The sequence below is a fragment of the Mariniphaga sediminis genome, from assembly GCF_003573545.1.
GTDB lineage: Bacteria > Bacteroidota > Bacteroidia > Bacteroidales > Prolixibacteraceae > Mariniphaga > Mariniphaga sediminis.
Genome location: NZ_QWET01000012.1, coordinates 16556 through 41092, shown reverse-complemented (window position 1 = coordinate 41092; position 24537 = coordinate 16556). Strand labels below are relative to the sequence as shown.

19 protein-coding genes are annotated in these 24537 nt (G+C 41.8%); 17 read left to right on the top strand and 2 right to left on the bottom strand.

Features of this window, described 5'->3' with window-relative positions; all coding sequences use genetic code 11:
- Positions 1–92: 92 nt before the first annotated feature.
- From D1164_RS15405 to D1164_RS15340, 14 genes are all read left to right on the top strand, one after another.
- Positions 93–281, top strand: a complete 189-nt coding sequence (locus D1164_RS15405) for a ferredoxin (protein WP_119348366.1) — start codon at positions 93–95, stop codon at positions 279–281.
- Between the two features lie 384 nt (positions 282–665).
- Complete coding sequence (locus tag D1164_RS15400) at positions 666–1481, top strand: helix-turn-helix domain-containing protein (protein WP_241558243.1); 816 nt, start codon at positions 666–668, stop codon at positions 1479–1481.
- Positions 1482–1599: 118 nt separating this feature from the next.
- Positions 1600–2235, top strand: coding sequence for a DUF6448 family protein (locus D1164_RS15395; RefSeq protein ID WP_206610901.1), 636 nt, complete (start codon positions 1600–1602; stop codon positions 2233–2235).
- 144 nt (positions 2236–2379) lie between these two features.
- The gene (locus D1164_RS15390; RefSeq protein WP_119348365.1) at positions 2380–3744 is read left to right on the top strand and encodes an adenylate/guanylate cyclase domain-containing protein; all 1365 of its coding nucleotides are present in this window, start codon (positions 2380–2382) and stop codon (positions 3742–3744) included.
- Between the two features lie 87 nt (positions 3745–3831).
- The gene (locus tag D1164_RS15385; RefSeq protein WP_119348364.1) at positions 3832–4986 is read left to right on the top strand and encodes a Pycsar system effector family protein; all 1155 of its coding nucleotides are present in this window, start codon (positions 3832–3834) and stop codon (positions 4984–4986) included.
- Between the two features lie 8 nt (positions 4987–4994).
- Positions 4995–8552, top strand: coding sequence for a BamA/TamA family outer membrane protein (locus D1164_RS15380; protein WP_119348363.1), 3558 nt, complete (start codon positions 4995–4997; stop codon positions 8550–8552).
- A 5-nt stretch (positions 8553–8557) separates the two neighbouring features.
- Positions 8558–9190 (top strand): phosphoglycerate mutase family protein, encoded by a 633-nt coding sequence (locus tag D1164_RS15375; protein WP_119348362.1) that lies wholly within the window; start codon positions 8558–8560, stop codon positions 9188–9190.
- 54 nt (positions 9191–9244) lie between these two features.
- The gene (locus tag D1164_RS15370) at positions 9245–9826 is read left to right on the top strand and encodes a TetR/AcrR family transcriptional regulator (protein ID WP_119348361.1); all 582 of its coding nucleotides are present in this window, start codon (positions 9245–9247) and stop codon (positions 9824–9826) included.
- Positions 9827–9952: 126 nt separating this feature from the next.
- Entirely contained in the window at positions 9953–10507 is a 555-nt protein-coding gene (locus D1164_RS15365; RefSeq protein WP_147371991.1) for a hypothetical protein, read from the top strand.
- A gap of 10 nt (positions 10508–10517) precedes the next feature.
- The gene (locus D1164_RS15360) at positions 10518–12860 is read left to right on the top strand and encodes a TolC family protein (RefSeq protein ID WP_119348359.1); all 2343 of its coding nucleotides are present in this window, start codon (positions 10518–10520) and stop codon (positions 12858–12860) included.
- A gap of 10 nt (positions 12861–12870) precedes the next feature.
- Positions 12871–13962 (top strand): efflux RND transporter periplasmic adaptor subunit, encoded by a 1092-nt coding sequence (locus D1164_RS15355; RefSeq protein ID WP_119348358.1) that lies wholly within the window; start codon positions 12871–12873, stop codon positions 13960–13962.
- 26 nt (positions 13963–13988) lie between these two features.
- Positions 13989–17132, top strand: coding sequence for an efflux RND transporter permease subunit (locus D1164_RS15350; protein WP_119348357.1), 3144 nt, complete (start codon positions 13989–13991; stop codon positions 17130–17132).
- 52 nt (positions 17133–17184) lie between these two features.
- Positions 17185–17634 carry a DUF2141 domain-containing protein gene (locus tag D1164_RS15345; RefSeq protein ID WP_206610900.1) on the top strand — a complete coding sequence of 150 codons (450 nt, stop codon included), beginning with the start codon at positions 17185–17187 and terminating at the stop codon, positions 17632–17634.
- A 208-nt stretch (positions 17635–17842) separates the two neighbouring features.
- Positions 17843–18217 (top strand): TetR/AcrR family transcriptional regulator, encoded by a 375-nt coding sequence (locus D1164_RS15340; RefSeq protein WP_119348356.1) that lies wholly within the window; start codon positions 17843–17845, stop codon positions 18215–18217.
- Between the two features lie 6 nt (positions 18218–18223).
- On the opposite strand, the gene D1164_RS15335 is transcribed toward D1164_RS15340, so the two are convergent.
- Positions 18224–19186, bottom strand: a complete 963-nt coding sequence (locus D1164_RS15335) for a TIGR01212 family radical SAM protein (protein ID WP_119348355.1) — start codon at positions 19184–19186, stop codon at positions 18224–18226.
- Between the two features lie 207 nt (positions 19187–19393).
- On the opposite strand from D1164_RS15335, the gene D1164_RS15330 reads away from it, so the two are divergent.
- Together D1164_RS15330 and D1164_RS15325 are read left to right on the top strand one after the other, a co-directional pair.
- Positions 19394–20944 carry a DUF4301 family protein gene (locus D1164_RS15330; RefSeq protein ID WP_241558242.1) on the top strand — a complete coding sequence of 517 codons (1551 nt, stop codon included), beginning with the start codon at positions 19394–19396 and terminating at the stop codon, positions 20942–20944.
- A 62-nt stretch (positions 20945–21006) separates the two neighbouring features.
- Positions 21007–22422, top strand: coding sequence for a tetratricopeptide repeat protein (locus tag D1164_RS15325; RefSeq protein ID WP_119348354.1), 1416 nt, complete (start codon positions 21007–21009; stop codon positions 22420–22422).
- On the opposite strand, the gene D1164_RS15320 is transcribed toward D1164_RS15325, so the two are convergent.
- Positions 22423–23670, bottom strand: coding sequence for an alpha/beta hydrolase family protein (locus tag D1164_RS15320; RefSeq protein ID WP_119348353.1), 1248 nt, complete (start codon positions 23668–23670; stop codon positions 22423–22425).
- 134 nt (positions 23671–23804) lie between these two features.
- Here D1164_RS15320 and D1164_RS15315 point away from each other — a divergent pair, with 134 nt between their 5' ends.
- Entirely contained in the window at positions 23805–24398 is a 594-nt protein-coding gene (locus D1164_RS15315) for an RNA polymerase sigma-70 factor (protein WP_119348352.1), read from the top strand.
- Positions 24399–24537 lie beyond the last annotated feature (139 nt).

The window sequence follows — 24537 nt, the reverse complement described above, 5'->3', positions numbered from 1 at the left end:
TACGCATTTACTGCTTTTTACTTTTGAATAGAATGGGATTAAGTGAGTCAAATCAATAAAAAAGATAGTTTCAAATTTTAAATAATCTGATTATGGCAATAACAAAAGTTTGGATTGAAGAAGGATGCACCGCCTGTGGACTTTGCGAGGAAATTTGTCCTGAAGTTTTCAAAATGGAAGATGAAGCAACGGTTATTGAAGGAGTAAACTACTCTGATTACGAGGAAGCAATTCAGGAGGCAGCCGAAAATTGCCCCGTCGAAGTTATTAAGTTCGAATAATTATTTTGTACAAGTCAGGATTGAGTTGTTTTTTCCCTGTCTGATGACAATAAATCGTCAAGAGGGTGAAGTATATTTTTGTAATTGCGGCATTTAACGCGCTGTTTTTTGCAGCATTGCTGATTCAGAAAAAATCGAAATCTTTTCACGATAAGATCCTTTTTTTCTGGTTGTTGTATTTAGGTTTCTACACCGGAGTTTATGCCCTTTTTTCAACTCTGTTGTTCACAGCATATCCGCTGTTGTCGGCAGCATTTATCTCTTTGCTCATGCTGCACGGGCCATTTCTTTATTTGTATATTCGGTCGTTAATTAACCAAACACCTAAATTTTCATACATGGACCTTTGGCATTTTGTGCCGTTTGTCCTGTTTAATTTTTTTTTTGATTGTTGTCTCATTTTTACCTGAAATCGCGGTAACAATAAGACTTGATCATGTTTCAGGAGAATATGGAGCTTCCGGTTTGTTTCATTTATTTCTGATAGCGACTGCTTTGTCAGGTCCGGTATATTTTGGTCTTTCACTTTTTTTGTTTAAGAAGCTGGATGTGAATATAGCCAATAACTTTTCATCCATTGAGCACATTAATCTTGACTGGTTACGAAAGCTTGTTTACACTTTTGGGGTAGTATGGACAATTTTGATGGCTGCTGCTGCAATCCATCATATTTTTCACTTGTTTTCCTGGGTTTTTTGTACCGACGGATTATCTCTGTCACTGTCGGTTTTTATTATTCTGATTGGCTATTTCGGGTTGAAGCAGAAAGAGATTTTTTCCGGTTATGGGAAAGACCAGTTTGTAACGGAGGGGCGTTCGTACAGTAAGTATGCAGGGTCAATGCTGAAAGAGACCGATGCTGAAATATATGCTCAAAAGCTGAAAACTTTCATGGTAGAAAAAAAGCCATTCCTGGATCCCAATTTAAATTTACCAGAACTGGCAAATGAATTGAACATTCCTTCGCATTATGTATCGCAGGTGATAAATAAAAATATTGGACAAAACTTTTTTGATTTTATTAATCGGTACCGGGTTGAAGAGGTGAAAGCCAAAATTATCGATCCGGAGTACCAGAAATATTCTGTTCTGGGAATTGCTTACGAAGCCGGGTTCAATTCAAAATCGGCTTTTAACAGGGTTTTTAAAAATATTACCGGACAAACTCCTTCCTCATATAAAAAGCAGCATTCCCGGTAAACACCACATTTTTTTTTTGAAAAAAGAGTACTGGTTTATAAAGTAGGTCGCACACATTGCCCGCTTCTTCTATGTTTGTTCTGACAATTTTGAGTATTCAACATTAAAAATTTTAAAGATGAAAACTAAAGGAGAAGGGAAAAAAACTGAGATGGTAGAATGCGTGAAAAGAGCAAAATTTTCAGTTGCGTTTGCCTCATTGTTTATGCTTGCCATATTGGCTGGCAACACGGCTTTGGGACATTGCGATTCGTACGATGGACCGGTAATTACGGATGCAAAAGAAGCACTGGAAGCGAACAATCCAAAACTTGTTTTTAAATGGATTTCCAGGGAACAGGAAAGTGAGATAGCCTCGCTCTTCAAAAAAACAATTGCTTTAAAAAGCGGGGATCAGGAAATTTATGAGGTTGTAGAGAATTACTTTTTTGAGACGCTTGTTCGTCTTCATCGCGAAACGGAAGGGGCTCCTTACACCGGTCTAAAGGCGCCTGGAACCACAAAAAAGATTATTCAAATGAGTGATAATGCTGTACTCAAAGGGGATGTTGATGACTTGATTACCCGATTAAACAGCCATGTTGCTAATGTTATTCGCGAAAAATATGATAAAGTTGTTGCATTAAATCAGCAGAAAAATGAGTCGGTTAAAGCAGGGCGGGATTATGTTGCCGCTTATGTTGATTATACCCATACTCTTGAGGCTGTTCACAGCATTGTTGAGCATGGAAACGATTTGCACGGAGCACATTAGATAAATGAAAAGTATACTGAATTATCCTTGTTGCTATAGGCAGTAAGGATAATTTTACCGGAAGGATTTGGATAAAAAATATTCAAAAATTTGGAAGTTAGTAAACATTAACTAACTTTGTTTCGTTATTAGTATTGAATAAAAATGAAAGTGGGTAGCAAAATGAGTTTTTTCCCTCCGCCTGAAAATTCCAATGAGCTTTTCAATGCAGAGATTGCGGGCAGCGAACGTCTTCGTGCGCTTATTTTAATTGGAATGCTGGGGCTTGAGGCCATTTTGTTGATGGTAATTTATTTCTTTTACAGCAACCGGTATCTTTCACTTTTCAACTCCCATATTGCCATTTATGCCATCCTTATTTTTGCGGTGCTGATTATTATTTACGAATCGGTAGTGCACTATTTCATCAGGAAAAAAGTGCGGGTGTTTTTTCACCACCGTAATGTGTTTGGTTACCTCAACGCTTTTTCGGAAATAACCCTGCTTACGTTGCTGTTCATTTTTATTGTCGAACATTCAGGACAAATTGTTATACTTCAGGCTCCGGCCACGCTTACCTACTTTTTGTTCATCGTACTTTCCACCTTGCGGCTTGATTTTCGACTTTCATTTTTTACCGGGGCGCTGGCAGCGTTTGAATTTGTAGCGGTTTCGGTTTATTACTCCACGGTTTTTAGTACTCAGCCTACCGACTATTTTCATCCTGATTTAACCGGGATGCAATACCTCGGACAGGGAATAATCCTGCTTATTTCGGGAATTGCCGCAGGGTTTGTGGCCGATGTAATTAAAAAGAAAATCAGGGTTTCCTGGGAACATATCAAAGAGAAGAATGAAGTTATCGACCTTTTTGGACAGCAAATTTCACCGCAAATTGCCGGCAGTATTCTTCAAAAGAAAGACGAACTCTCGGGTACCCGGAAAAATGTATGTGTGATGTTTCTTGACATCCGAAACTTTACACCTTTTGTGGAAGGGCATTCACCCGAGGAGGTGGTAGCCTACCTGAACAGCCTGTTTCATTTTATGATCGACAGCGTGCAGCGTAACAATGGTGTTATCAACCAGTTTTTGGGTGATGGATTTATGGCCACTTTCGGAGCTCCGGTTTCGGAGGGTAATGTGGCACAAAATGCCGTGTTGGCATCCATTGATATACTGCAAAAAGTCAGGCAGGAAAACAAGGCTGGAAACATTCCGGATACTAAAATTGGAATTGGCCTGCACTATGGCGAAGCAGTTATCGGAAATATTGGTTCAGCGGTACGCAAACAGTACTCCATTACCGGAAATGTGGTAATAATGGCTTCGCGTATTGAACAATTGAACAAGCGCTGGCATTCGCAGCTAATCATTTCCGGTGAAATTTTCAGGGAGCTTGAAGAGGGAATAAAAGCTGTGTTTATGCCCCGGGAACCGGTTCGGGTGAAAGGAATCCGCCTACCGGTTTTATTGTATGTTTTTAATGAAAAATGTAAAAACCAGGAACAAGAAAAGAACAGGATGTGAGATCTTAATGAATTGAGAATAATCAGAACTCATGTGAATTCCCTGTCTGTGCCAGGCAGGTATTTGTCTCCATAAAAAATAAAACGGATGAAAATTAATGAAACAATGATTGGTGATGCCGAAAAGCTTATCACCAGCCTCCTGGAAAGAGAGACTCCTGACGGGTATGCTTACCATATGCTGAACCATACGCAGGATGTAGTAAAAAATGCCGTTTTTATCGGTACACAGGAAAAACTTCCGGTAGAGGAAATGAACATTTTACAGGTAGCGGCATGGTTTCACGATGTGGGTTATTTGAAAAGATACAAGGGTCATGAAAAGGAAAGCGCAAAAATAGCGGCTAAATTTCTTGAACGCCATAATGTGGATGAGAATATTTGTTCAGTCGTTGTGGAAAGTATTCTGGCCACAGCTTTTCCCCAGAAGCCTGAAAGTCGGGTGGCTAAAGTGCTTTGTGATGCCGACTTTATGCATCTGTCCCGGGAGAATTATTTAGAGCAGGCAGAAAAACTCCGGCAGGAACAAAAGAATGCAGGTATTCGCAATATTAAAAAAGCCGATTTTGACATGGAATCGGTTCAGTTATTTGAAGCGCATGACTGGAACACCATTTTTTGTAAAGAGAACCTGGATGAACCAAAGCAAAAGAATCTTGAATTGCTTAAAGAACGTATTGCCAGGCGGAATACCAGGGCAAAAATGAAAGCTGCAAAGTCAAAAAGTTACTCACGTGGGGTGGATTCCATGTTTAAACTAACTGCCCGAAACCAGATAAATCTTAGCCACATTGCCGATAATAAATCCAACATTCTTATTTCGCTGAACGGCATCATCATTTCGCTGGCCCTGGCAACTCTGGTGAGCAGGTTTAAACAGGAACCGGCAATTGTTGCCCCTACTATTATTTTTATCCTGTTCAGTTTGTCTACCATTGTTCTGGCTATCCTTTCCACCCGTCCCAATATTTCATCAGGGAAGTTTACACGGGAAGATATCAGGCAACAGAAGGTGAACCTACTTTTTTTCGGGAATTTCTACAACATGGATTTGCCAGAGTACGAATGGGCGATTGGCGAGATGATTAACGATGATCCCTACCTCTATGCTACCCTTACCAAGGATCAATATTCGCTGGGAAAGGTGCTGGCAAGAAAATACCGGTTGCTGAGCTGGGCGTATAGTGTATTTATGGTGGGGCTTGTAATTACTGTGAGTGCATTTTTGTATGTGTTTATCTGAATAGTCAAATGAGAGGGGGTAAAAAATATTGGTTTCTTTTGCTTTTGCTGTACCAGGGGAGTTTCATTTATGCTCAGGAAGAAAAAGTATTCAACGTTTTTGTTTCCGGAAATACTTTCGGGGTAAATACAGAAAATGACCTTTTAAAACAGTGGAAAAGGCAGATTGGAATGCAGGAAGGTTATGCCGTTTTGCTGGCAGGCAATGCCGTAGATCCCCAAACCGGTCAAATTTCCCATGAATTATTGCCCGATAAGAATCAACCCTTACTGATTGCTCCCGGTAAAGCAGAATGGGCAGGTGGCTCCCGTGAAGGCAAGGACTTTATTAAAAAATGGAATGAATTATTACCTGAAGAATGGGACAATCCGGTTTTTTCACCAGAAGTAGCTTGTCCCGGCCCATTTGAAGTAGTGCTTTCCAATCACCTTGTCATTATTCTGATTGACACCTGGTGGTGGGTGCATAAATACGACCGTCGCTTTAGTAAATGTGGAATCGAAACCCATCGTGATGTGCTTGTTCTGATAGAGGATGCCATCCGCCGGCATTATTCCGGTAAGCATGTAGTAATAGCCGGCCACCATTCCCTGAAAAGTTATGGAAATACCAGTGGTTATTTTTCGGTTGGGCAGTGGTTCGCGCATTTGCCTTACACTTTTTACCGAAAATTTCCAGGTACCCGTTACGACAACCAGCATCCCGACTTTAAGGATTTTAGGAATGGGTTACTTTCAATTTTGAGGAAATACCCGGATGTAGCCTATGTTTCTGCAGGAGAAGCCAATATGCAGTATTTTCTGCAGGACAATTCCCATTTTATAATTTCAGGTTCCTGGCAAAAAGGGGAGCATGTGCGAAAGAATTTACCCGGGTTTGGTTCAGCGGAAAAAGGTTTTGCGCAACTCTCTTTCTCTCCGGAAGGTGCATGTTCTCTTACTTTTTTTAATTCTAACAAAGCGATTTTTAGTAAAGTTATTTATGAAAAAGATTTTACCGGAAGCATACATGGTTCTGCTGTTAAAGTGCAGTTGCGAGACAGCGTGATTGCGGTTGCCAGTGAAAAATATAATATTTCGAAGCGGAGGTACACCTGGTTGGGTGAAAATTACCGGGATGTGTGGGCTACTCCGGTGAAGGTACCGGTATTTGATATCGGTGAAAAAAAAGGAGGACTGAAAATTGTAAAACGGGGTGGAGGACAGCAAACCTTTTCATTGCGGTTGGAAGACAAAGGTGGTAGGGAGTATGTACTCCGATCCATCGAAAAAAATGTGGAAGGTGCTGTTCCTGAGGAGCTGAATAAAACCTTTGCCCTGGATTTAGTGCAGGATCAGATTTCGGCGTCTAATCCTTACGCAGCTCCGGTGGTGGCTTCGCTGGCAGAATATGCGGGAGTCTTTCATACGAATCCGGAACTGGTATACGTGCCCGATGACACACGGTTTGGTATTTACCGGCATGATGTGGCCGGGAAATTGTTTTTGTTCGAGGAACGCCCCGATGGAGACCTCAGCGATGTGGTAAGTTTCGGGTATTCGGATAACATTATTTCCACTGCAAAAGTGATGGAAAAAATCACTGCTTCCTCCATTCATTTGGTTGATGAAGATGCGGTGCTGCGCGCCCGTCTGTTTGACATGGTAATAAATGACTGGGATCGTCACGAAGATCAGTGGCGATGGGCCGGTTTTGAAACAAATGGACAAACGGTTTATAAACCCGTTCCGCGTGACCGTGACCAGGCATTTTTTGTCAATGATGGTGTTATTCCATGGATTGCTGCGCGACGGTGGCTGATTCCTAAAATACAGGGGTTTACTGAATATACGGAGAATATGGACGGACAATCATTCAACGCCCGTTATTTTGATCGTTTCTTTCTTACACAAAGTAGTTGGGAAGCCTGGCTTCGGCAAATCGATTCGCTGCAGGTTTTGTTGTCTCCTCAAAAAATAAATGAGGCCATGCACTCTTTTCCCCGCGAAGTTTATCCATTATGTGGGGCTGAAACGGCCCGTATCCTGAGAGCCCGGATTGAAAACCTGGAATCCATGGCCCGCAAGCTTTACCTGTCGCTGGCAAAGGAAGTCAGCATTACCGGAACATCGGAGTCTGATTATTTCGAAATCCTGACGCTTTCAGACACGCTTTTTCAGATTTCAGGATATACGCGTAAAGAGAACGGGCAGAAAGGCCGTAGATTTTATCACCGTAAATTTTATGGGGCTGAGACCGGAAAAATTCACCTTTATGGGTTGGGCGGAGATGACCAGTTTGAAATGAATGGAAATTATTCTTTAAAAACGGAAATAAATATCATTGGCGGGAAGGATAAAGACCAGATCATTTCAGGGGAAGTGCTAAATTCTAAGAAAATTTCAGTTTACGATAAAAAGAGTACCAGGATTTCACCCATACTTCATAGAAGACTGAAAAACCAGTACGCTCCCAAAGCATTGGAATACGACAGGGAACATTTTGAATACAATATGGTTTATCCGGGGATATTTTCCGGCTACAACCCCGATGACGGCATTTTTATGGGAGGCGGCCCGGTTTTTACCAAATACTCAAGGTACCGGCAGCAACGGTACGAATTTTTGGGAAATTATGCCTTGGCAAGCAGCGCCTTTAATATTCATTTCCGCACGCAGCAAAACTTTCCGTTACGGCGCGTGGAAATAAATTTGAGTACATATTATAATTCTCCGGAATATGCCGGAAACTACTTTGGTATGGGAAACGAAACGGAATGGGAGGTTTCGCGCTCTGATAAAGAGTATTATCGCCTACGTATGCGTCGTTTATTAGCGGAGATTGATTTTGTGAAGAAGCTGGATGAAGACCAGCGTCATAAAGCAGGTCCGGGAGTGTTTTACCATTTTATCGATCCAGAGCAAACCACCGGACGTTTTATTGCCCGGCCCGAAAGTGGATTGGCGGCAGAAGACCTGGCAGCCCATGCATACCTCGGTGCTCATTTCAACTATGAATGGAATACATTGGCGGACATGGAACGGAAAACCGAGGAGGAGTTTGCGGGCAGCAACATCTTTCCTTCCCGGGGAATGTACCTGAAAACCAGGGGAAGTTATTTTTCCGGACTCAATAAAAGCGCAAAAAATTTTGTGAAACTTTCCGGCGACTGGATGAATTACTTCAGCTTCTCACAGCGGCCACGTGTGGTATATGCCATCCGGGTTGGTGGTGAAAAATTGTTTGGGGATTATACTTTCCATGAAGCAGCCACATTGGGGCGAACGGATAATTTGCGCGGGTATAGGGAAAATCGTTTTTATGGGGATGCATCGCTTTACCTGAATGCGGAAGTGCGCATCCGGATGAAGCATTTTCAAACCTACCTGCTCAACGGCACGGCGGGGGTACTGCTTTTTAACGATGTGGGCAGGGTTTGGCTTGAAGGGGAGAATTCAAAAAAATGGCACAACGGAACCGGCCTGGGGTTATGGTTTTCTCCCTTCGATATGGCCGTAGGAAGTGTTTCGTATGCCGCCAGTTCCGATGACAGGCTGTTTGTTTTTTCTGTGAATTACCAGTTTTAAATATAATGACGAAAATTATTTTTGCCCTATTATTACTTACAGGAACAACCCTCCGGGGAAATCCTAAAATTTATCTTATCCGACATGCTGCAGTTGATTTGAAAAAACCGGGCTGGGGAACCTCAAAAAAAACGATGGAATACAAAGAAACATACAATGTTGCTGGTATAAAGGCATTTGATCCGGACAAGGTGCTGCGGAGAATAAAGAATCATGAAAGTTTGGATACGGTATTTTGCAGCCCGCAGTCCCGGGCGTTGAAAACGGGTGAAATACTTTTTGGCCAACATGCAGTATTAAAAGCTGACAGTGTATTGACCGAACTTGATTACCCGGTGATACCGGTACCTGTTTTGCAATTTCCCGTAAAAGGGTGGCTTTTTGTTTCTCGAATTTCCTGGATGGCTGGTATAAATCCGGGAGAAAAAAATGGCTACAGGGAACGTTTGAAAGAGCTGAATGTTTTTACGGATGAACTGGTAAAATTTGCCCTCCAAAATGATTTGGCTGTGGTGGTAGCCCATGGGGTATTAAACCGCGAACTGATAAGAATATTGAAAGTGCGCGGATGGAAATATTGTAGGAAAGGAAAAGAAGGGTTGGGAAACCTTTCTGTGAATTGTTTGGAAAAATTTTAAAACTATTGGCAGTTAGTAATTATAAACTAATTTTGAATCGTAAAATAGGAGATTATGCATACTGAACGGCAACAGGAAATAATTGAAACGGCCCTCGAATTAATCAATGAAAAGGGTATTCAGGGATTAACCATTAAAAACCTGTCGAAAAAACTGGGCATTACCGAGCCGGCCATTTACCGGCATTTCGAAAATAAAATACAGATTTTAATTGCTGTGCTCGACATGCTGAAAAGTAATACCAGCAAGATATTTGAATCAGAAAGGAATTCAAGTGAACCAGCCGTGGATAAAATAGGACGTTTGTTTGAGAAACATTTTCACTCGTTTGCCCAAAAACCGTCGCTGGCCTCGGTAATATTTTCAGAAGAAATTTTCCGGAATGAAGAAAAGCTTATAAGTAAAATTTCAGAAGTAATTGAGCACAACAACCAGACATTGCTCGCCATTTTAAAAGAAGGGCAGCAGAAAGATGAGATCAGGACTGATATTGATGCAGGCCACCTGGTTGTTTTCATAATGGGTACCCTGCGGCTTTTTGTAAAAAAATGGCAGTTTGCCGGTTTTGCATTCAACCTGGAAAAGGAAGGAACCCAATTAGTTCAGGCAGTTAAACTCTTAATTTCTAAAAAATAACGGTAAAAATTATTAATTTAATTGTTTGTTAGTAAACATTAACTAACTTTGTGTGTTTCTTGAAAACGAATGAAATGTATTTTTTGTATAAAAGAAGTTAGTGAGTATTAATTAACATTGAAAGACATGGATATAAAAACAGAAAAACGGGCAATTGAATCAAGTGGAAGATTTCCCGCTGAAAACCGACCACCGGCATTCAGCTTCAGAAAGCTTTCAGACCAATCAGGGGCGCTGGGGTTCGATATTTTCACCCTGGCCAGGAATGAGGAGCAAATTTTAGAACAGCTTTTATTGCAGCTGGAAAAAGAGTTGAAAGAAATTGTGGATGAAACTGCCTCCGCACAGGACGCTCCTGCTGCAGAGTTTGAAATGCTTTTCAGGCATTTGTATCAGTTATTTAAACAAAAACCGTATTACCTTACCGTGATTTTCGATAAAGATTTGCATCGGAAATACAACGGCGCTGAAAAAATTATATCGCGCATTAAAGGAGTGGCCAAAGGTTATCTTACCAGGTTAATCGATCGGGGGAAAGCACAAAATATTTTTATAATCCATGCGGAAACCAAAATTCTGGTTCGAAAAATCCTTAACAGTTTTCAGGTATTAATGAATGATATGCAACTGGCCGAAAAGATGATTCGCGATCTCCGGAAATACCAATCAATCGCAGATTAATTTATTTAATATGAGTCGAATATCTATTATTTTAAGTACTGTTTTTATCTTGTTTGTTTATCCGTTGGTGCTTTATTCTCAGCCGGTTAATGTGGGTATTGTTGCCGATGCATGGGGGAAAGAATTTGAATTACTATCCCGACAGGTAAAAACCGAAATTGAAGCCCTTGCCAATGCAGGGGAAGGGGCTATTTTTAAAGAACTGAGTGCGAACTGGCAGCCATCAAGAGCCACAGAAAGCCTGCAGGACTTTTTACAAGATCCGGAGGTGGATGTAGTGGTTACACTGGGATTTCTTTCTTCCGAAGCGGCGGCCAGGCTTCCCGTTTATTCCAAGCCGGTAATTGCCGCTACTGTTTTAGACCCGGAGTTGCAAGAGCTGCCGGCGCAATCCGGTAAAAATTCGGATATGCTGCATTTTTCGTGGATTGAATCGTTTATCCAGCTGAAAAAAGACATGCATTCTTTTGCCCGTATTTTTGAATTCAGTAACCTTGCAGTTATTATTCCCCACGCCCTCTATTCCGAATTTCGTGTTATAGATACTTATTTAACGGGTAATGAAAATTCATTTACTGTTTCATTTATACCGGTTGAGAAAAATGAGAACCCGCTGGAGCAATTACCGGTTGGAACCGATGCGGCCATGGTTTTTCCTTTAATTCAGCATTCTGATACGGCCATAACGGAGATTTTTTCCGGTTTGAATGAACAGGGTATTCCTTCTTTATCAGTAACCGGATCAACTTACCTCGAACGTGGCGCCACCATAACTTTCACTCCTTCGCGTGCTTTTCAGCAGGTAGCCCGGCAGGTGGCCGTAAGGGTTGTAAAGGCCACTGAAGAAAACAGCCTGTATGATGTTTTGGCCGTGACAGATAAACCAGAGCGGAATCCAATTATAAACATGGAAGGTTTGCGGTTAACGGGCCATTTCCCCCAATGGGATGAACTTGACAATGCCATTTTGCTGAATGTGTCTAAAATACCGGGGGAAGAATTAACCTTGCACAAGGCCATTGCCCTGGCATTGGAAAACAACCTTCAGGGAAAAATAACCGACCAGGACTTGCGGATAGCTGAAAAGGACATTCGTATTGCCCAAGCCAATATTTTGCCGCAGATAGAAGCTTCAGGAACCGCTGTTCAATTGAGTGAGAATTTGGTGGAATCTGCTATGGGACAGAAAGGGGAGTTTACCATTACTGGCTCTGTGTCGTTGAAGCAGATAATTTATTCTGAAGCGGCCTATGCAAACATTGCCCTGAAGAAATTGATGGCCGAAAATGCAAAACAGAGCAACAGGCAAACAATACTTGATATTGTACTCAATGTTTCGGAGGCCTATATTTCATTGTTGTTTGCCAAAAACAACCTTCAAATAAAAAATGAAAACATAGGTGCCACACTCCAAAATCTGGAACTGTCCAAAGCAAAAGAGAAAAGCGGTGAGGGCAGTGTTTCGGATGTCAATCGATGGATCAGTGAACTGAACATTGGTAAGATGGATTTAAATGATGCTGAAGCACGGTATAAGGCAGCCATGTATCGGTTAAACGAACAGCTTGATCAGCCTGTGGGGAATAGCATTGCCACCCCTGATTCGGTGGATGTCAGTAAAACCATTTTACAACATCAGCATATTCTGGATTTTTATTTCAGCAATCCGTTATTGTCCGAAAAATATGCGGATTTTCTCATGAACGAAATGATGGCTTATTCTCCTGAATTGGAACAACTGGCAACTGCCGGAGAGATAGTTGACCGGCAAAAACTAATGAAGATCCGGCAAATGTATTTGCCGGAAGTGGCACTTGTAGGGAGCGCCGATCAGGCATTTGTCCGGGAAGGGGTTATTCGTAATCCCCAACTACCCGTTCCTCCGCCACCAGACGATATTACCTGGAATCTGGGCCTTCGCGTGAGTATTCCCATTTTTGAGGGGGGCAGAAAAAAAAATGAAATACAAAAGGCAGCTATTGAGCAGGAGAAGATTGCATGGCAAAAAGAAGATTTGCTGAATAAGCTGGAAATGGGGATCCGCTCCAATGTGCAATTCCTTCAGACCTCATACCGTGAAATGGAACTGGCCGAAAACGCAGCCCGTGCTGCCAAAGAAAACTTTCATGCCACTCAGGACGCCTATGCACAGGGAATGGCCAATGTAGCGCAGCTTACCGATGCGCAAAGTGTGATGATACAAACCCGGCAGATGGCGTTGGGGGCACGTTACCAGTACGTTCTGGATTATGTTAATACAGAACGGCTTCAAGGTAATTTTTCCTTTTTGGAGGATGACTCCGAAAGGGTACAGTATGCCAATCGACTATTAAATTATTTAACTCAAGAATAAAAAAAGAACTATGAAAATAAAGATACAAATATTCGTTTTAGGTGCCCTGCTGCTGTCCGGTTGCGGAAGGAAAGAAGAAAAGAAAGAAGCTATTCGTCCGGTTTTTTACCAGGAAGCAGGGAAGGATATTAACCAAAACGTACGATCGTTTTCGGGGGTAACCCGGGCAGCTACAGAGGCAAAACTGAGTTTCAAGGTGGGCGGTTTGATCAAGCAGGTAACTGTTGACATGGGCGATACGGTGAAACGCGGAACTTTGCTGGCCCGTCTGGATACTACCGACTATCGCATCAGTTACAATAAAGCAGAGGCTTCCCTTAAAAGCGCAAAAGCCCAGTTGGCCGCTGCCAGGTCGGCTTTTTTGCGGGTTGAAAATCTGTATGTGAACAATAATGTTTCCCTGAGCGATTATGAAAAAGCAAAAACGCAGTTTGAGTCGGCTGAAAGTATGGTGAAAACTGCCCGGTCTCAACTCGACGCTGCACGAAATCAACTGGAGTATACGTTTTTGAGAGCGCCTTTTGATGGGGTGATTTCTTCCGTAATGGCAAAAGAAAACGAAATGACCGGTTCGGGGCATCCTGTTGTGGTGCTGGCTGCAGTAAACAGCCTGGAGGTAAAAACAGCTGTGCCGGAAAACCTCATCAGCCAAATCAAGCGAGGCCAGGAGGTAACAGTACAGTTTGGGGCATTTCCTGAAAAAGTTTTTCAGGGGATTATTACTGAAGTAAGTCCCGGTATCCCCAATGCCTCAGCCTATCCGGTTATTGTTCGTTTAGCTGAACCCAGTGTCCGTTTATTCCCGGGAATGACCGGTACCGTGGAGATTTCCCTGCATGAAGAGAAGCAATCAGGGTATGGGATAGTCATTGCCTCCGACGCCGTTGGTCATGACCAAACGGGCGATTTTGTGTATGTGGCAACCAAAATCAATGAGGAAGAGATTTATGTTGCTGAAAAACGAAAGGTTAGACTGGGGGAATTGCAAGCCGGTGGGTACGAAGTATTAGATGGGTTGAGAAGCAGGGAGATAGTGATAACTGCAGGCCTGAGCTTTTTATATGATGGCCGGAAGGTGAAACTACTTGGTGAGGAAAAATAGAACCGTCATTTTTTGATTAGTTTATTATGAATCTTACAAAAGTTACATTAAATAACAGCCGGATAACCCTCATCGCCATTCTGGTGGTGGCCATTATCGGAATCGGCAACTACTTTGAGTTGGAACGCGACAGCATGCCTCCCTATACGGTTCGGATAGCCAGCGTAGTTACGCAATTCCCCGGTGCCGACCCGCAAAAGGTGGAAGCGTTGGTTACAGAGCCGCTGGAAGAGATTATTCGCGAAGTGGCGGAGGTGAAGACCATTACCAGTGAATCACGGCCCGGGTTGTCGGTAATTACGGTTGAACTGGTTACTACTGTAGATGGAAAAGAGTTGCAGTCTGTATGGACTACCCTGCGCAACAAGGTGGAAGATTTAAAACCGGTTCTTCCGCAGGGTATTTTTGGCCCGGTAGTGAAAGACGAGGACATTGGAACCGTATTTGGAATAATCCTTGGTGTCACAGGTGATGGTGTTTCATATAACAAACTGGAAGACTATGCAAAAGATGTGCGCGATGAGCTTTTGCTGCTTCCGGATGCGGCCAAAATTAAATACGGGGGTGTACAGGAAGAGCGTATTTTTATTGAGTTTGACGATAAACAATTGGCTCATTACGGACTGGATGCTATGAAACTTCGGAATATTGTTTCGGCTACAAACATCCTTTATCCGGGGGGTGAAATTAACATGGGCCGCCAGCGTATTGTGCTGGAGCCATCGGGGAGTTTTGAAACCATTGCAGACCTTCAAAAGATATTGATCCCAACTTCTGCCGGGACTTCGGTTTATCTGGAAGATATTACCAGCCGTATTTACCGCGATTACATCACTCCTCGTCAAAAACTGGTAAAAATTAACGGTAAGCCGGCTGTTGCCCTGTTCATTTCACTAAAGGACGGGGCCAATATTGTGCGGTTGGGTGAAGAGGTTGACGAGGCGTTGGTCCGGATAAACAGCAACCTGCCACTGGGGGTAGAAGTGGTGCGATCGGCTTCGCAGGATCAGGTGGTGCACGGGCAGGTGAACGACTTTCTGGTAAACCTGGCGCAAAGTATCCTCATTGTTTTGGCAGTAATGCTTCTGTTCCTGGGGTTTCGCACGGGTTCACTGGTAGCACTTCTTATCCCAATGGTCATTCTTACTTCTTTTTTCTTTCTTGAAATTCTCCATCTTGGGTTTAACAAGGTTTCGCTGGCAGCACTTATCATTTCATTGGGGCTGCTGGTGGATAACGGTATTGTGATTTCCGAATCTATAATGGTTAGTATGAAACGGGGGCTTTCGGCATTTGAAGCAAGTGTCTATTCCGGGAAAATTTTACTTATTCCATTACTTATTTCTTCCCTTACCACTTCCGCGGCCTTTTTGCCTTTTGCCCTGGCTCGTACCCCAATGGGTGAAATCTCTTCACAATTGTTCTGGGTGGTAAGTACAACTTTACTGGCTTCCTGGTTCCTTGCCTTTACCTTTATTCCACTACTTGCTGTGCTTATTGTTAAAATAAAAGTCCGAAATGAGGAGAAGAAGGAGAATTTTATCGACCGGAATATGCAGAAACTGAATTTGTGGTACAACAGATTACTTTTCCGGGTTTTGAAGAAACCATTTCTTTTTCTGGGGTTCATTTTGGTATTGTTTGTTGTAGCGGTGTCCCTGGTGCAGTTTCTGCCTTTTAAGCTGGTTCCTGACAGCGATCGGAACCTGGTTACCGTGGATATCAAGTTTCCTTCAGGTACGCAGATGGAATATACCGAACAAGCGGTGAACAGTATTGGTGATTATATTCTGGAAAACCTTATTGTCAACTCTGAAACAGGAAAACAAAATCCTGGTGTGCTGGATTTCTCTTCATTTATTGGCGAAGGGCCTGAACCTTACGATCTGGGTTATTTTAAAAATGAGGCCAACTCCAGCTACGCCCACATGTTGCTCAATACCACCGGTGACAGAGACAACGATTACATTATTGCCAAAGTGGATAGTTTTTGCTTTTACCATATCCCCGATGCCGATATTCGCGTGAACCGGCTAACAGGTGCCGGTGCCTCCGGAACGCCTGTGGAGATCCGGATATCAGGAAGCAATCCTGAAACGCTGGCAGCAATTTCTGAAAAAGTGAAAGAGAAGCTGGTAACCATCGAAGGGGCCAAAAATATTACCGATAACTGGGGACCGAAAATTAAAAAGCTGGTGGTGAGTATCGATCCCGATAAAGCACAACGCTCCGGCTTAACCAACATGGAAATTGCTTTGGCGCTGAACGCCGGATTGTCGGGCATGAAAATAGGCGATTTCTTTGAGGCTGATGAACAGATTCCCATTTTTCTGAAAAATGAAAACAGCGACGAGCACGACATTGAAACAGTGCAGGCATTCAATATCTATTCCCCGGCCAGAAATCAGAATGTGCCGCTTTCGCAGGTGGCCAATGTAGAAGTTGACTGGCAATTTGGTAAAGTGATAAGGAAAGACTTAAAAAGAACCATGACCGTGGGAGCTTATCTGGAACCCGGCTACAATGCTTCTGACATTTTTGAGGCCATTGGACCGTGGATGGATGAGCAGAAAACGACATGGGACTTGGGTTACGAGTATGAACTGGGAGGTGAAGATGAAGACAAAGCCGAGAACCTGGGGGCTATTTTTGCCAATCTGCCTCTGGCGTTTTTTATTATTGTGCTGCTGTTGGTGCTTCAGTTTAATTCCATTCGTAAAGCTACCATCATTGTACTTTCCATTCCGTTGGGAATGATTGGAGTGGTGGCCGGGTGGTTTATCGGCGGTTCTTTTGTGAGTTTTTTCGGGGTGCTGGGAGTGATTGCCCTCGCCGGGATAGTGGTGAACAACTCCATTATTCTTATCGATAGGATTGATGTGGAAATTACAGAAAAACCTGATGTGGACAGACGCGATGCTATTTTAAAAGCGGCCAACAATCGGTTCAGACCGGTAATACTCACCACGCTTACCACTTCTATGGGAATGTTGCCGTTGTGGTTTTCAGGTGATTTACTGTGGGAGCCACTTACGCTGGCCATTATCTTCGGGCTATTCTTTGCAACCATGATTACCCTGCTTTTTGTGCCGGTTCTTTATCGTCTCTTCTTTAAGGTGCCATTCAATGGTTATAAACTTAACCTGAAAATGCTGAATAGTAACGAATAAGAGAAAATACATGTAATTATCTATTAGGATTTATTAAAAAAGTATATTAAAAATGAGAAACATAATTTTGATTGTTGGGTTACTGTGGGGTGTTTTTCTTTTTTCTTCGTTCTCCCTCCCGGAAAAAGGAAAATATTCGCTGACCATTGAAGCAGACAATTTGCGAAACTCGAAAGGTATTGTGCAATTTGCATTGTATAATAGTCCAAACTCATTTCCTGATGAAAATTATAAGAATTATTACCGAAAACTGACAGCAAAAATTGAGGACGGATTTTCTTTCGTAACTTTTGAAAACCTGCCCTCCGGAAAATATGCGGTTCATATTTTGCACGACGAAGATGAGAATGGAAAAATAAAGAAGGGCTTAATGTTACCCAAAGAAGGTGTTGGGTTTTCCAACTATGAATCCATTGGGATATTTAATAATCCCAATTTCACTGATGCCGGAATTATTTTGAAATCAGATACGACAATTCGGGTAAATGTTATTTATATGTAATTCCCATAAACGAGAAAGTGTTTTTCTATAAAAATGGTGAATCAGATTCTTGGCATGGTGATTTTGCAACCCACCTTATTCGAGTTCTATACTTATCGTTTTTTTAAGATATTTCAAAATGATGCTAAATTGTAGCAACTGTACTTCAGCTACCAGTTAAGTATTATTCGTTTTAGGATGACAACAGAAAAGGAACAAATGCTTTTGAATGACAACTGAAGAGAAGATATTAAATGTTGCACGAAAAAAATTTGTGTTATACGGATATTATGGAACAACTATTCGTGAGATTGCTTTTGATGCAGAAGTAAATAAAGGGACCATTCATTACTATTTCAGGTCAAAAGATAAGCTTTATGGACAGGTAGTAAGCAGTATCGCTGAGTTGTTACTCCAAAACAATATTAAAGAGCATCAGGAGATTTTTTTGTTTATTGTTAAAGAGTTACAGAATAACAGGACACGTTTTTTAAACGCTTTAAATGTTATCCCAAATTTAAACTGGAGTGATTATCTGATTACCCTTATTAAAAATACACTGGCTGAAATATCTCCCGATGAATTTGTGAACGTTTTAAAATGATGTTTTTCAGTCCGGTTTGGCGCGTTTGCTGATTTTTTTGCCCTGCCAGGTATCCCGTTCTTTTAGCCGTTTTTCTACTTTGGCCACAAACTCAAAATTTTTTAAACCCCATTTGGGGGCGATGAGCATTCCGGGAGGAGCCTGGCTGATGAACCGTTCTACTATAATTTTAGGATTGAGCAGTTCGAGGTAATCCACCACCAGTTCAATATATTCATCTGCAGTGAAAAGTTGGAACTGTTCCGGGGTCTGGAGGTACTGTTTTTCCAAAACCGTTTCTTTGTGGATTTGTAACTGATGAAGCTTCAGATTTTTGACGGGAAGCTGTGAAATAACCCGGGCCTGATCCAGCCAGTCGGAGCGGGTCTCGCCAGGTAATCCTAAAATGAGGTGTGCGCAGTTGTTAATGCTTCTTTGGGACGTTTGTTCCAGTGCCCAAACCGAATCGGCAAAGGTGTGTCCGCGGTTTATTTTTTCCAGCGACTGGTTGAGGTGAGACTCCAGACCAAACTCTACCATTACATAAACCTTCTGGCTTAATTCTGCCAGGTAATCCAGCAGGGCTTCGTCTACTGCATCGGGTCGCGTAGAAATTACCAGTCCCACTATTTTGGGATGTTGTAGTGCTTCTTCGTAAAGAGGAATCAGGTTTTCCAACGGGGCCCAGGTACTGGTGTAGGCCTGGAAATAAGCAAGAAAACGCATCGATTTGTACTTTTTTTCGAAAAACCGGATACCTTGCTGTACCTGGTGGCTTACAGAATTTTCAAGATTGCAGTAGGTGGGTTTAAAGGTTTTATTGTTACAGTAAGTGCAGCCTCCGCGTCCTTTTGTCCCATCGCGGTTGGGACACGTAAAACCGGCATCCACCGACACCTTTTGTACCCGTTCCGAAAACAGACTTCGAAAGTACGTTGGGAAATCATTGTATCGTTTTGTGTGGCCCCAAGTATATGTTTGTTGCTTCATTATCTCAATATTGAAAAACAAAATTACTGAAAATTCGGCGGTCGTCATTTACTTTTCCTAAACCATACGGTTTGCCCGCGTATATATTAAAAATTTAAAAGCCTTCGTTTCTTGTCATTTTCGTATATGTTGAAAAATATTACGAGTTTGTGTCGAAACAATGTCCGTTAAAGTTTTTTATACTAAATCTTATTTTTATTTTTAAAAATGGATTCAAAACAGAAAAATATGTTTTCTCAAAAAGATAAAGTTCAAATACAACAACGTGGTAGCCGGCTTGAGGTGGTGGAAGGTCAGATTGAAAATTTCAGAAAGGGATTTCCTTTTCTGAAGATTGATGACGCTGCAACTACCGGGAACGGGATAATACAACTTGATGAAAAAGGGATCGCTGAAAGCGGTGAACGATTTGAGCAGGGGATGGCTGCTGGAATCGAACCACTCAAATTCGTTCCGGCATCGGGTGCCGCCAGCCGTATGTTCAAAGCATTGTTCGAAGCGCTGGAAGATTGTAAAAAAACAGATAACCCCGATGAAACACTCATAAAAAACGCTTCTGCAAGGCAGTTTCTCGTGAACAAGGAAAAATTTGCATTTTTTTCTGACTTAGAGAAAGTTGCCGGTAAAAATGATGAGAAGAAAAACTGCAGAAGCTGGATTGAATATTTATTGAATGAAAAAGGATTGAATTACGGCTCCCTGCCCAAAGGGTTACTTAAATTTCATAAGTACGCTGAAGGAGAACGCACCCCGTTTGAAGAACATCTGGTTGAAGGAGCGCATTATGCGAAAGACAATCAAAATGTGGTGAGGCTTCATTTTACCGTTTCACCGGAACATTTACAGGCATTTCAAGAGATTCTGGAGCGAGTAAAAGAAACGTATGAAAAGGAGTTGAACGTCACTTTCGATGTGTCGTTCAGCCAGCAGAAGCCTTCTACTGATACCATTGCGGTAGACCTGAATAATGAACCGTTTCGTGAACCCGATGGCAGCTTGCTGTTTCGTCCGGGCGGGCATGGCGCCCTTATTGAGAACCTGAATGATTTGGATGCCGACATTATTTTTATCAAAAATATTGATAACGTGGTTCCCGACCATTTAAAGGAACCCACTATTGTTTACAAAAAAGCATTGGCAGGTGTGTTGCTGAAGTTTCAGGAAATAATTTTCAGGTATCAAAAACGACTGAACGAAAGGGATGCGGTGGCTCTCGAAAGTGCTTTTTTGGCAGAGGCTGCCAACTTTTTGGAAAATACATTGAATGTAAAGCCTCCGGAGAATCAGTATTATACTGAAAAAGAGGAATTGTATTATTACCTGAAAGAAAAATATAATCGCCCGCTACGGGTGTGTGGAATGGTCAAAAATGAGGGAGAAGCCGGCGGCGGTCCGTTTTTTTCCCAAAACCCTGATGGCACCACTTCCCTGCAAATAGTGGAAAGTTCACAGATTGACCCGGAAAGTGTGCAGCAGCAGAACATTTTGCAGAATGCCACCCATTTTAATCCGGTCGATTTGGTTTGTGGTGTTAAAAATTACAAGGGTGAAAAATATAACCTGACAGAATTTACCGATCCTGCAACCGGTTTTATTTCCAAAAAATCGAAAGACGGAAAGGAGTTGAAGGCACAGGAATTACCTGGCCTTTGGAATGGAGCCATGAGCAACTGGAACACCCTTTTTGTGGAGGTTCCTGTTGAAACGTTCAATCCGGTGAAGACCGTGAACGATTTGTTAAGGGAACAACACCTTTAAAAAGGAGAGGTTTCTTTATTCGGTGTGAATTGTTAATTTCGCAGTTTCATTTTTGAGATTGAATGAATAAAGAAGAACGACATTATTTCGGTGAAGAGAACATTAATGAAGCGCTTAGCCGTTTCAAACGGTCGCTTGCCTCGGGCCGGAAGAGTTATTTTGATGTTTCTGAATTTGAAGGTATTGTGGAATACCTGCTGGACGAAGGAGATATTAATACTTCGGAGATTGCAGCCCGGCAGGGAATTCAGATTCACCCCGGAGCTGTTCCGCTTCAACTTAAATATGCCCAGGTTTTACTGAGCAAAGGAAAATACCAGAATGCACTCAAATATCTTGATTTGGCCGAGCAGGTTGAGTTGACTAATCCGGATGTTCACCTGATGAAAGGTTCGGCCTGGCTGGTGCTGGGTGAAGAGCGGGAGGCAGAAAGATCATTCAGAAAAGCATTGAAATATTCCGGCGTGGAGAAGGATGATATTCTTTATCATATTGGCGCCGCCTATGTGCAGTCTGGCGACATTAAAAAGGCCATTCAATATTTCGAACGTTCTCTGAAGCTGAATCCTGAGAATGAGATGGCATTGTATGATTTAGGCTTCTTTAGCGATCAGGAAGGAGAATATCAAAAGAGTATTGATTATTATAATCGTTACCTCGATATTGACCCATTTAACTTTTCCATTTGGTTCAATCTGGGGATTTCGTACAATAAAGCCGGGGAATTTGAAAAGGCTGTTGAGGCGTATGAATTTGCGATGGCTTTAAACGAGGATTTTGACCAGTCGCTTTTTAACATTGGGAATGCCTATGCCAATGCAGGAAAGTATGAGGAGGCGATAAAAAAATATACAGAGTACCTGGAATTCGATCCTGAAAATGATGATGCCTGGTGTTACATTGGAGAGTGTTATCTCAACCTGGATGACCATGATCAGGCAGAACACTATTATCAGAAAGCAATAAAGCTGAACGAAGAAAACGATACTGCCTGGTTTGGTGTGGGATTGATTAAGTGGGTGGAAAAGAAATGGAAAGAAAGTATTGGTTTTATAAAAAAAGCCCTGGATATTGATGACTCCAATACTGAATACTGGATCACGCTGGCTAAAGTTTACAATGACAATAACCGACCGATAGAAGCGGAAAAGGCATTGGTAAAAGCCGCTGATTTGGAAGCAGGGAATACTGAAGTATGGCTAACCTGGGTAGATATTTTTCTGAAGTTTGGAGAACTGGAGAATGCCCTCAGGGTATTGGAATCAGGGCTGGAAAAAAGTGACGATTCCCTTCTTAAATACCGTATGGTGAGTCTTCTGTTGGAAAGTAAGCGTGAAAAAGAAGCCTTTGCAATGCTGGAAGTTGCCATGGAGCAAGAGTTTACCCAAATAAAATATTTGTTTGACGTGTATCCCAAAGCCTTGAAGAATAAACGTCTGCGAAAGATTGTAGATGATTTCGAGGAAGCAAATGAATAGTTATTCAGAAGACTGAGTTAGCTCCAAAAACCACTGGATTGAAAACAACCCTGCGGGAATAATTCCATCAATATGATCCGTTTCAGGAATCGGTACCAGTTGTACCCGGTCCGTACTAACTCCTTTTGTTAAAAAGCTCTGGTAAATATTAGTCGCCACATCCATCGGTACAAAACTATCGGCAGTACCATGTATAATACGCGTTGGGATGCTTGTATTCCAGGCTTCTATACTATTGTCTGAGAGAGTAGACAGAATGGAGGAGTAAGACGTATCGGTTTTATAATTCTGACGGTAATTTGCGGTGAAAAGTTCACTAACGCTGGTGGTGAGTTCTGCATTTATCTCTTCACCACTTTTTGTGCCATCGTATAAAACCGGGATTAAAGTATTGTAGGGTGAGTTAAAAACCTCATCAATGGGCGTGGTTATGGCTTCCAGGTTGGTGTAACTATCAAACATATAACCAAAGAAGTAAGGCATCGGGTAGGTTTCCCTGTTCAGGATGTATTCGTTTATAAAATTTAAATCGTAAGGGCCTCCGGCGGGGGCGCTTGCCTTCAGGTTAAATTCTCCTGAAAATTCATTCTCAATGGCTTTTTGCACCTGCATGGTAGCCCATCCACCCTGTGAGTAGCCGGTAAGATACAGCTCTTCGTTCAGTGAAAAACCCTTCAGTGTGGCCAGTTCCTCTACAGCCCTTAACATATCGAGTACTACCTGAACGGTTGATTCTTTGTGAAGGTAAGGATGAAACATGTTGTCGGACGAGCCAAACCCCAGATAATCGGGCATGGAAACAACAAAGCCGGTGGAGGCGACAAATTCAAGTAACAGGTACAATTCATTATTGTTTGGATTTACAGATGGGGCATTTGCATGCAGGGTATTGGTGCCATTTTGATAACTGATACTGGGAAAGAATTCTTCCCCGATAGGAACAGAAACAATACCGGAAGCTAAAACCGGCTCCCCCTTAAAAGACGTTTTATACTGTATTTTATAAACCTTGAATCCATATTTTGCTCTCTCCTTCAGGAATTCCAAATCCGGATATTTTGAAATAAAAGCGTTTAAACTTGCCTCTATTACAATAGGGGTATATGTTTTGACAAGTTCATAGTCAGTAAGATATATCGTTTCGGGCTGGTCGTCGTCGTCATTAAAAAGATTGTGGCAAGACGAAAAACCAAGTATTAACAAGATGATGAAAACTCCGTGAACAAGTTTCTTAACTTTTATTTTCATGACTAATTTTTTTCAAACTTACACAAAATTTCTCCAAAATGTCAGACTTTGCGAAATCTAAATTTAAGTTCAACTTTAGACAAGTATAATATAAAAATTCTACTTTTGTTTACGCTAAAACCGTTTAATTTACCTTGGCAGAACAATCAAAATACGATAATAATCAATTAACTGAACGGATAAAATCAGATGATATCGGTGCTTTTAAAAGTCTTTATGATTTATATAGCCGGCAACTTTTGAATTTTATATTACAATACCTGAAAGAGACAGGTGAGGCCGAAGAGATTCTTCAGGATGTTTTTTTGAGCGTTTGGGAAAGCCGTAAAAGTCTGCAAGTGGATAAATCGGTAAAAAGTTATCTTTTCCGGATAGCGGTAAATAAAGTTTATAACCATCTGAAAAGGAGAGTGGTTGAGCGTAAGTATCAGTATTACCTCTCGAATAATGAACATACTTCTGAAAACAATATTGAGGATAAAATCTATTTTAGTGAACTGAAAGAAACAATCGATCAAATCCTTGGCCAGCTTCCTGTGCAGCAGCGTAGAATTTTTCGTTTGAGTAGGTTGGAAGGCATGTCGCATGACGAAATTGCAAAAAAGTTCAACATTTCTGTGCGGACAGTAGAAAATCAAATATACAGGGCTGGTAAATTTGTGAAGAGTAAACTGAACGGTGATTCTCTTATCCTTTTTTTTATCGTTTATACGACTGTTAAACAATAAAGATCCATTTTATTCTTCATGCATGTCATATCTGAAATGACGTATTCTTTACAATCTATTCCCTTGGTTAAAGTATTGTGAGTGAGTGTTTTGATAGTGAGAGGCGAATTTTTTTATATTTTTTGTGAGTAGTTTGTCC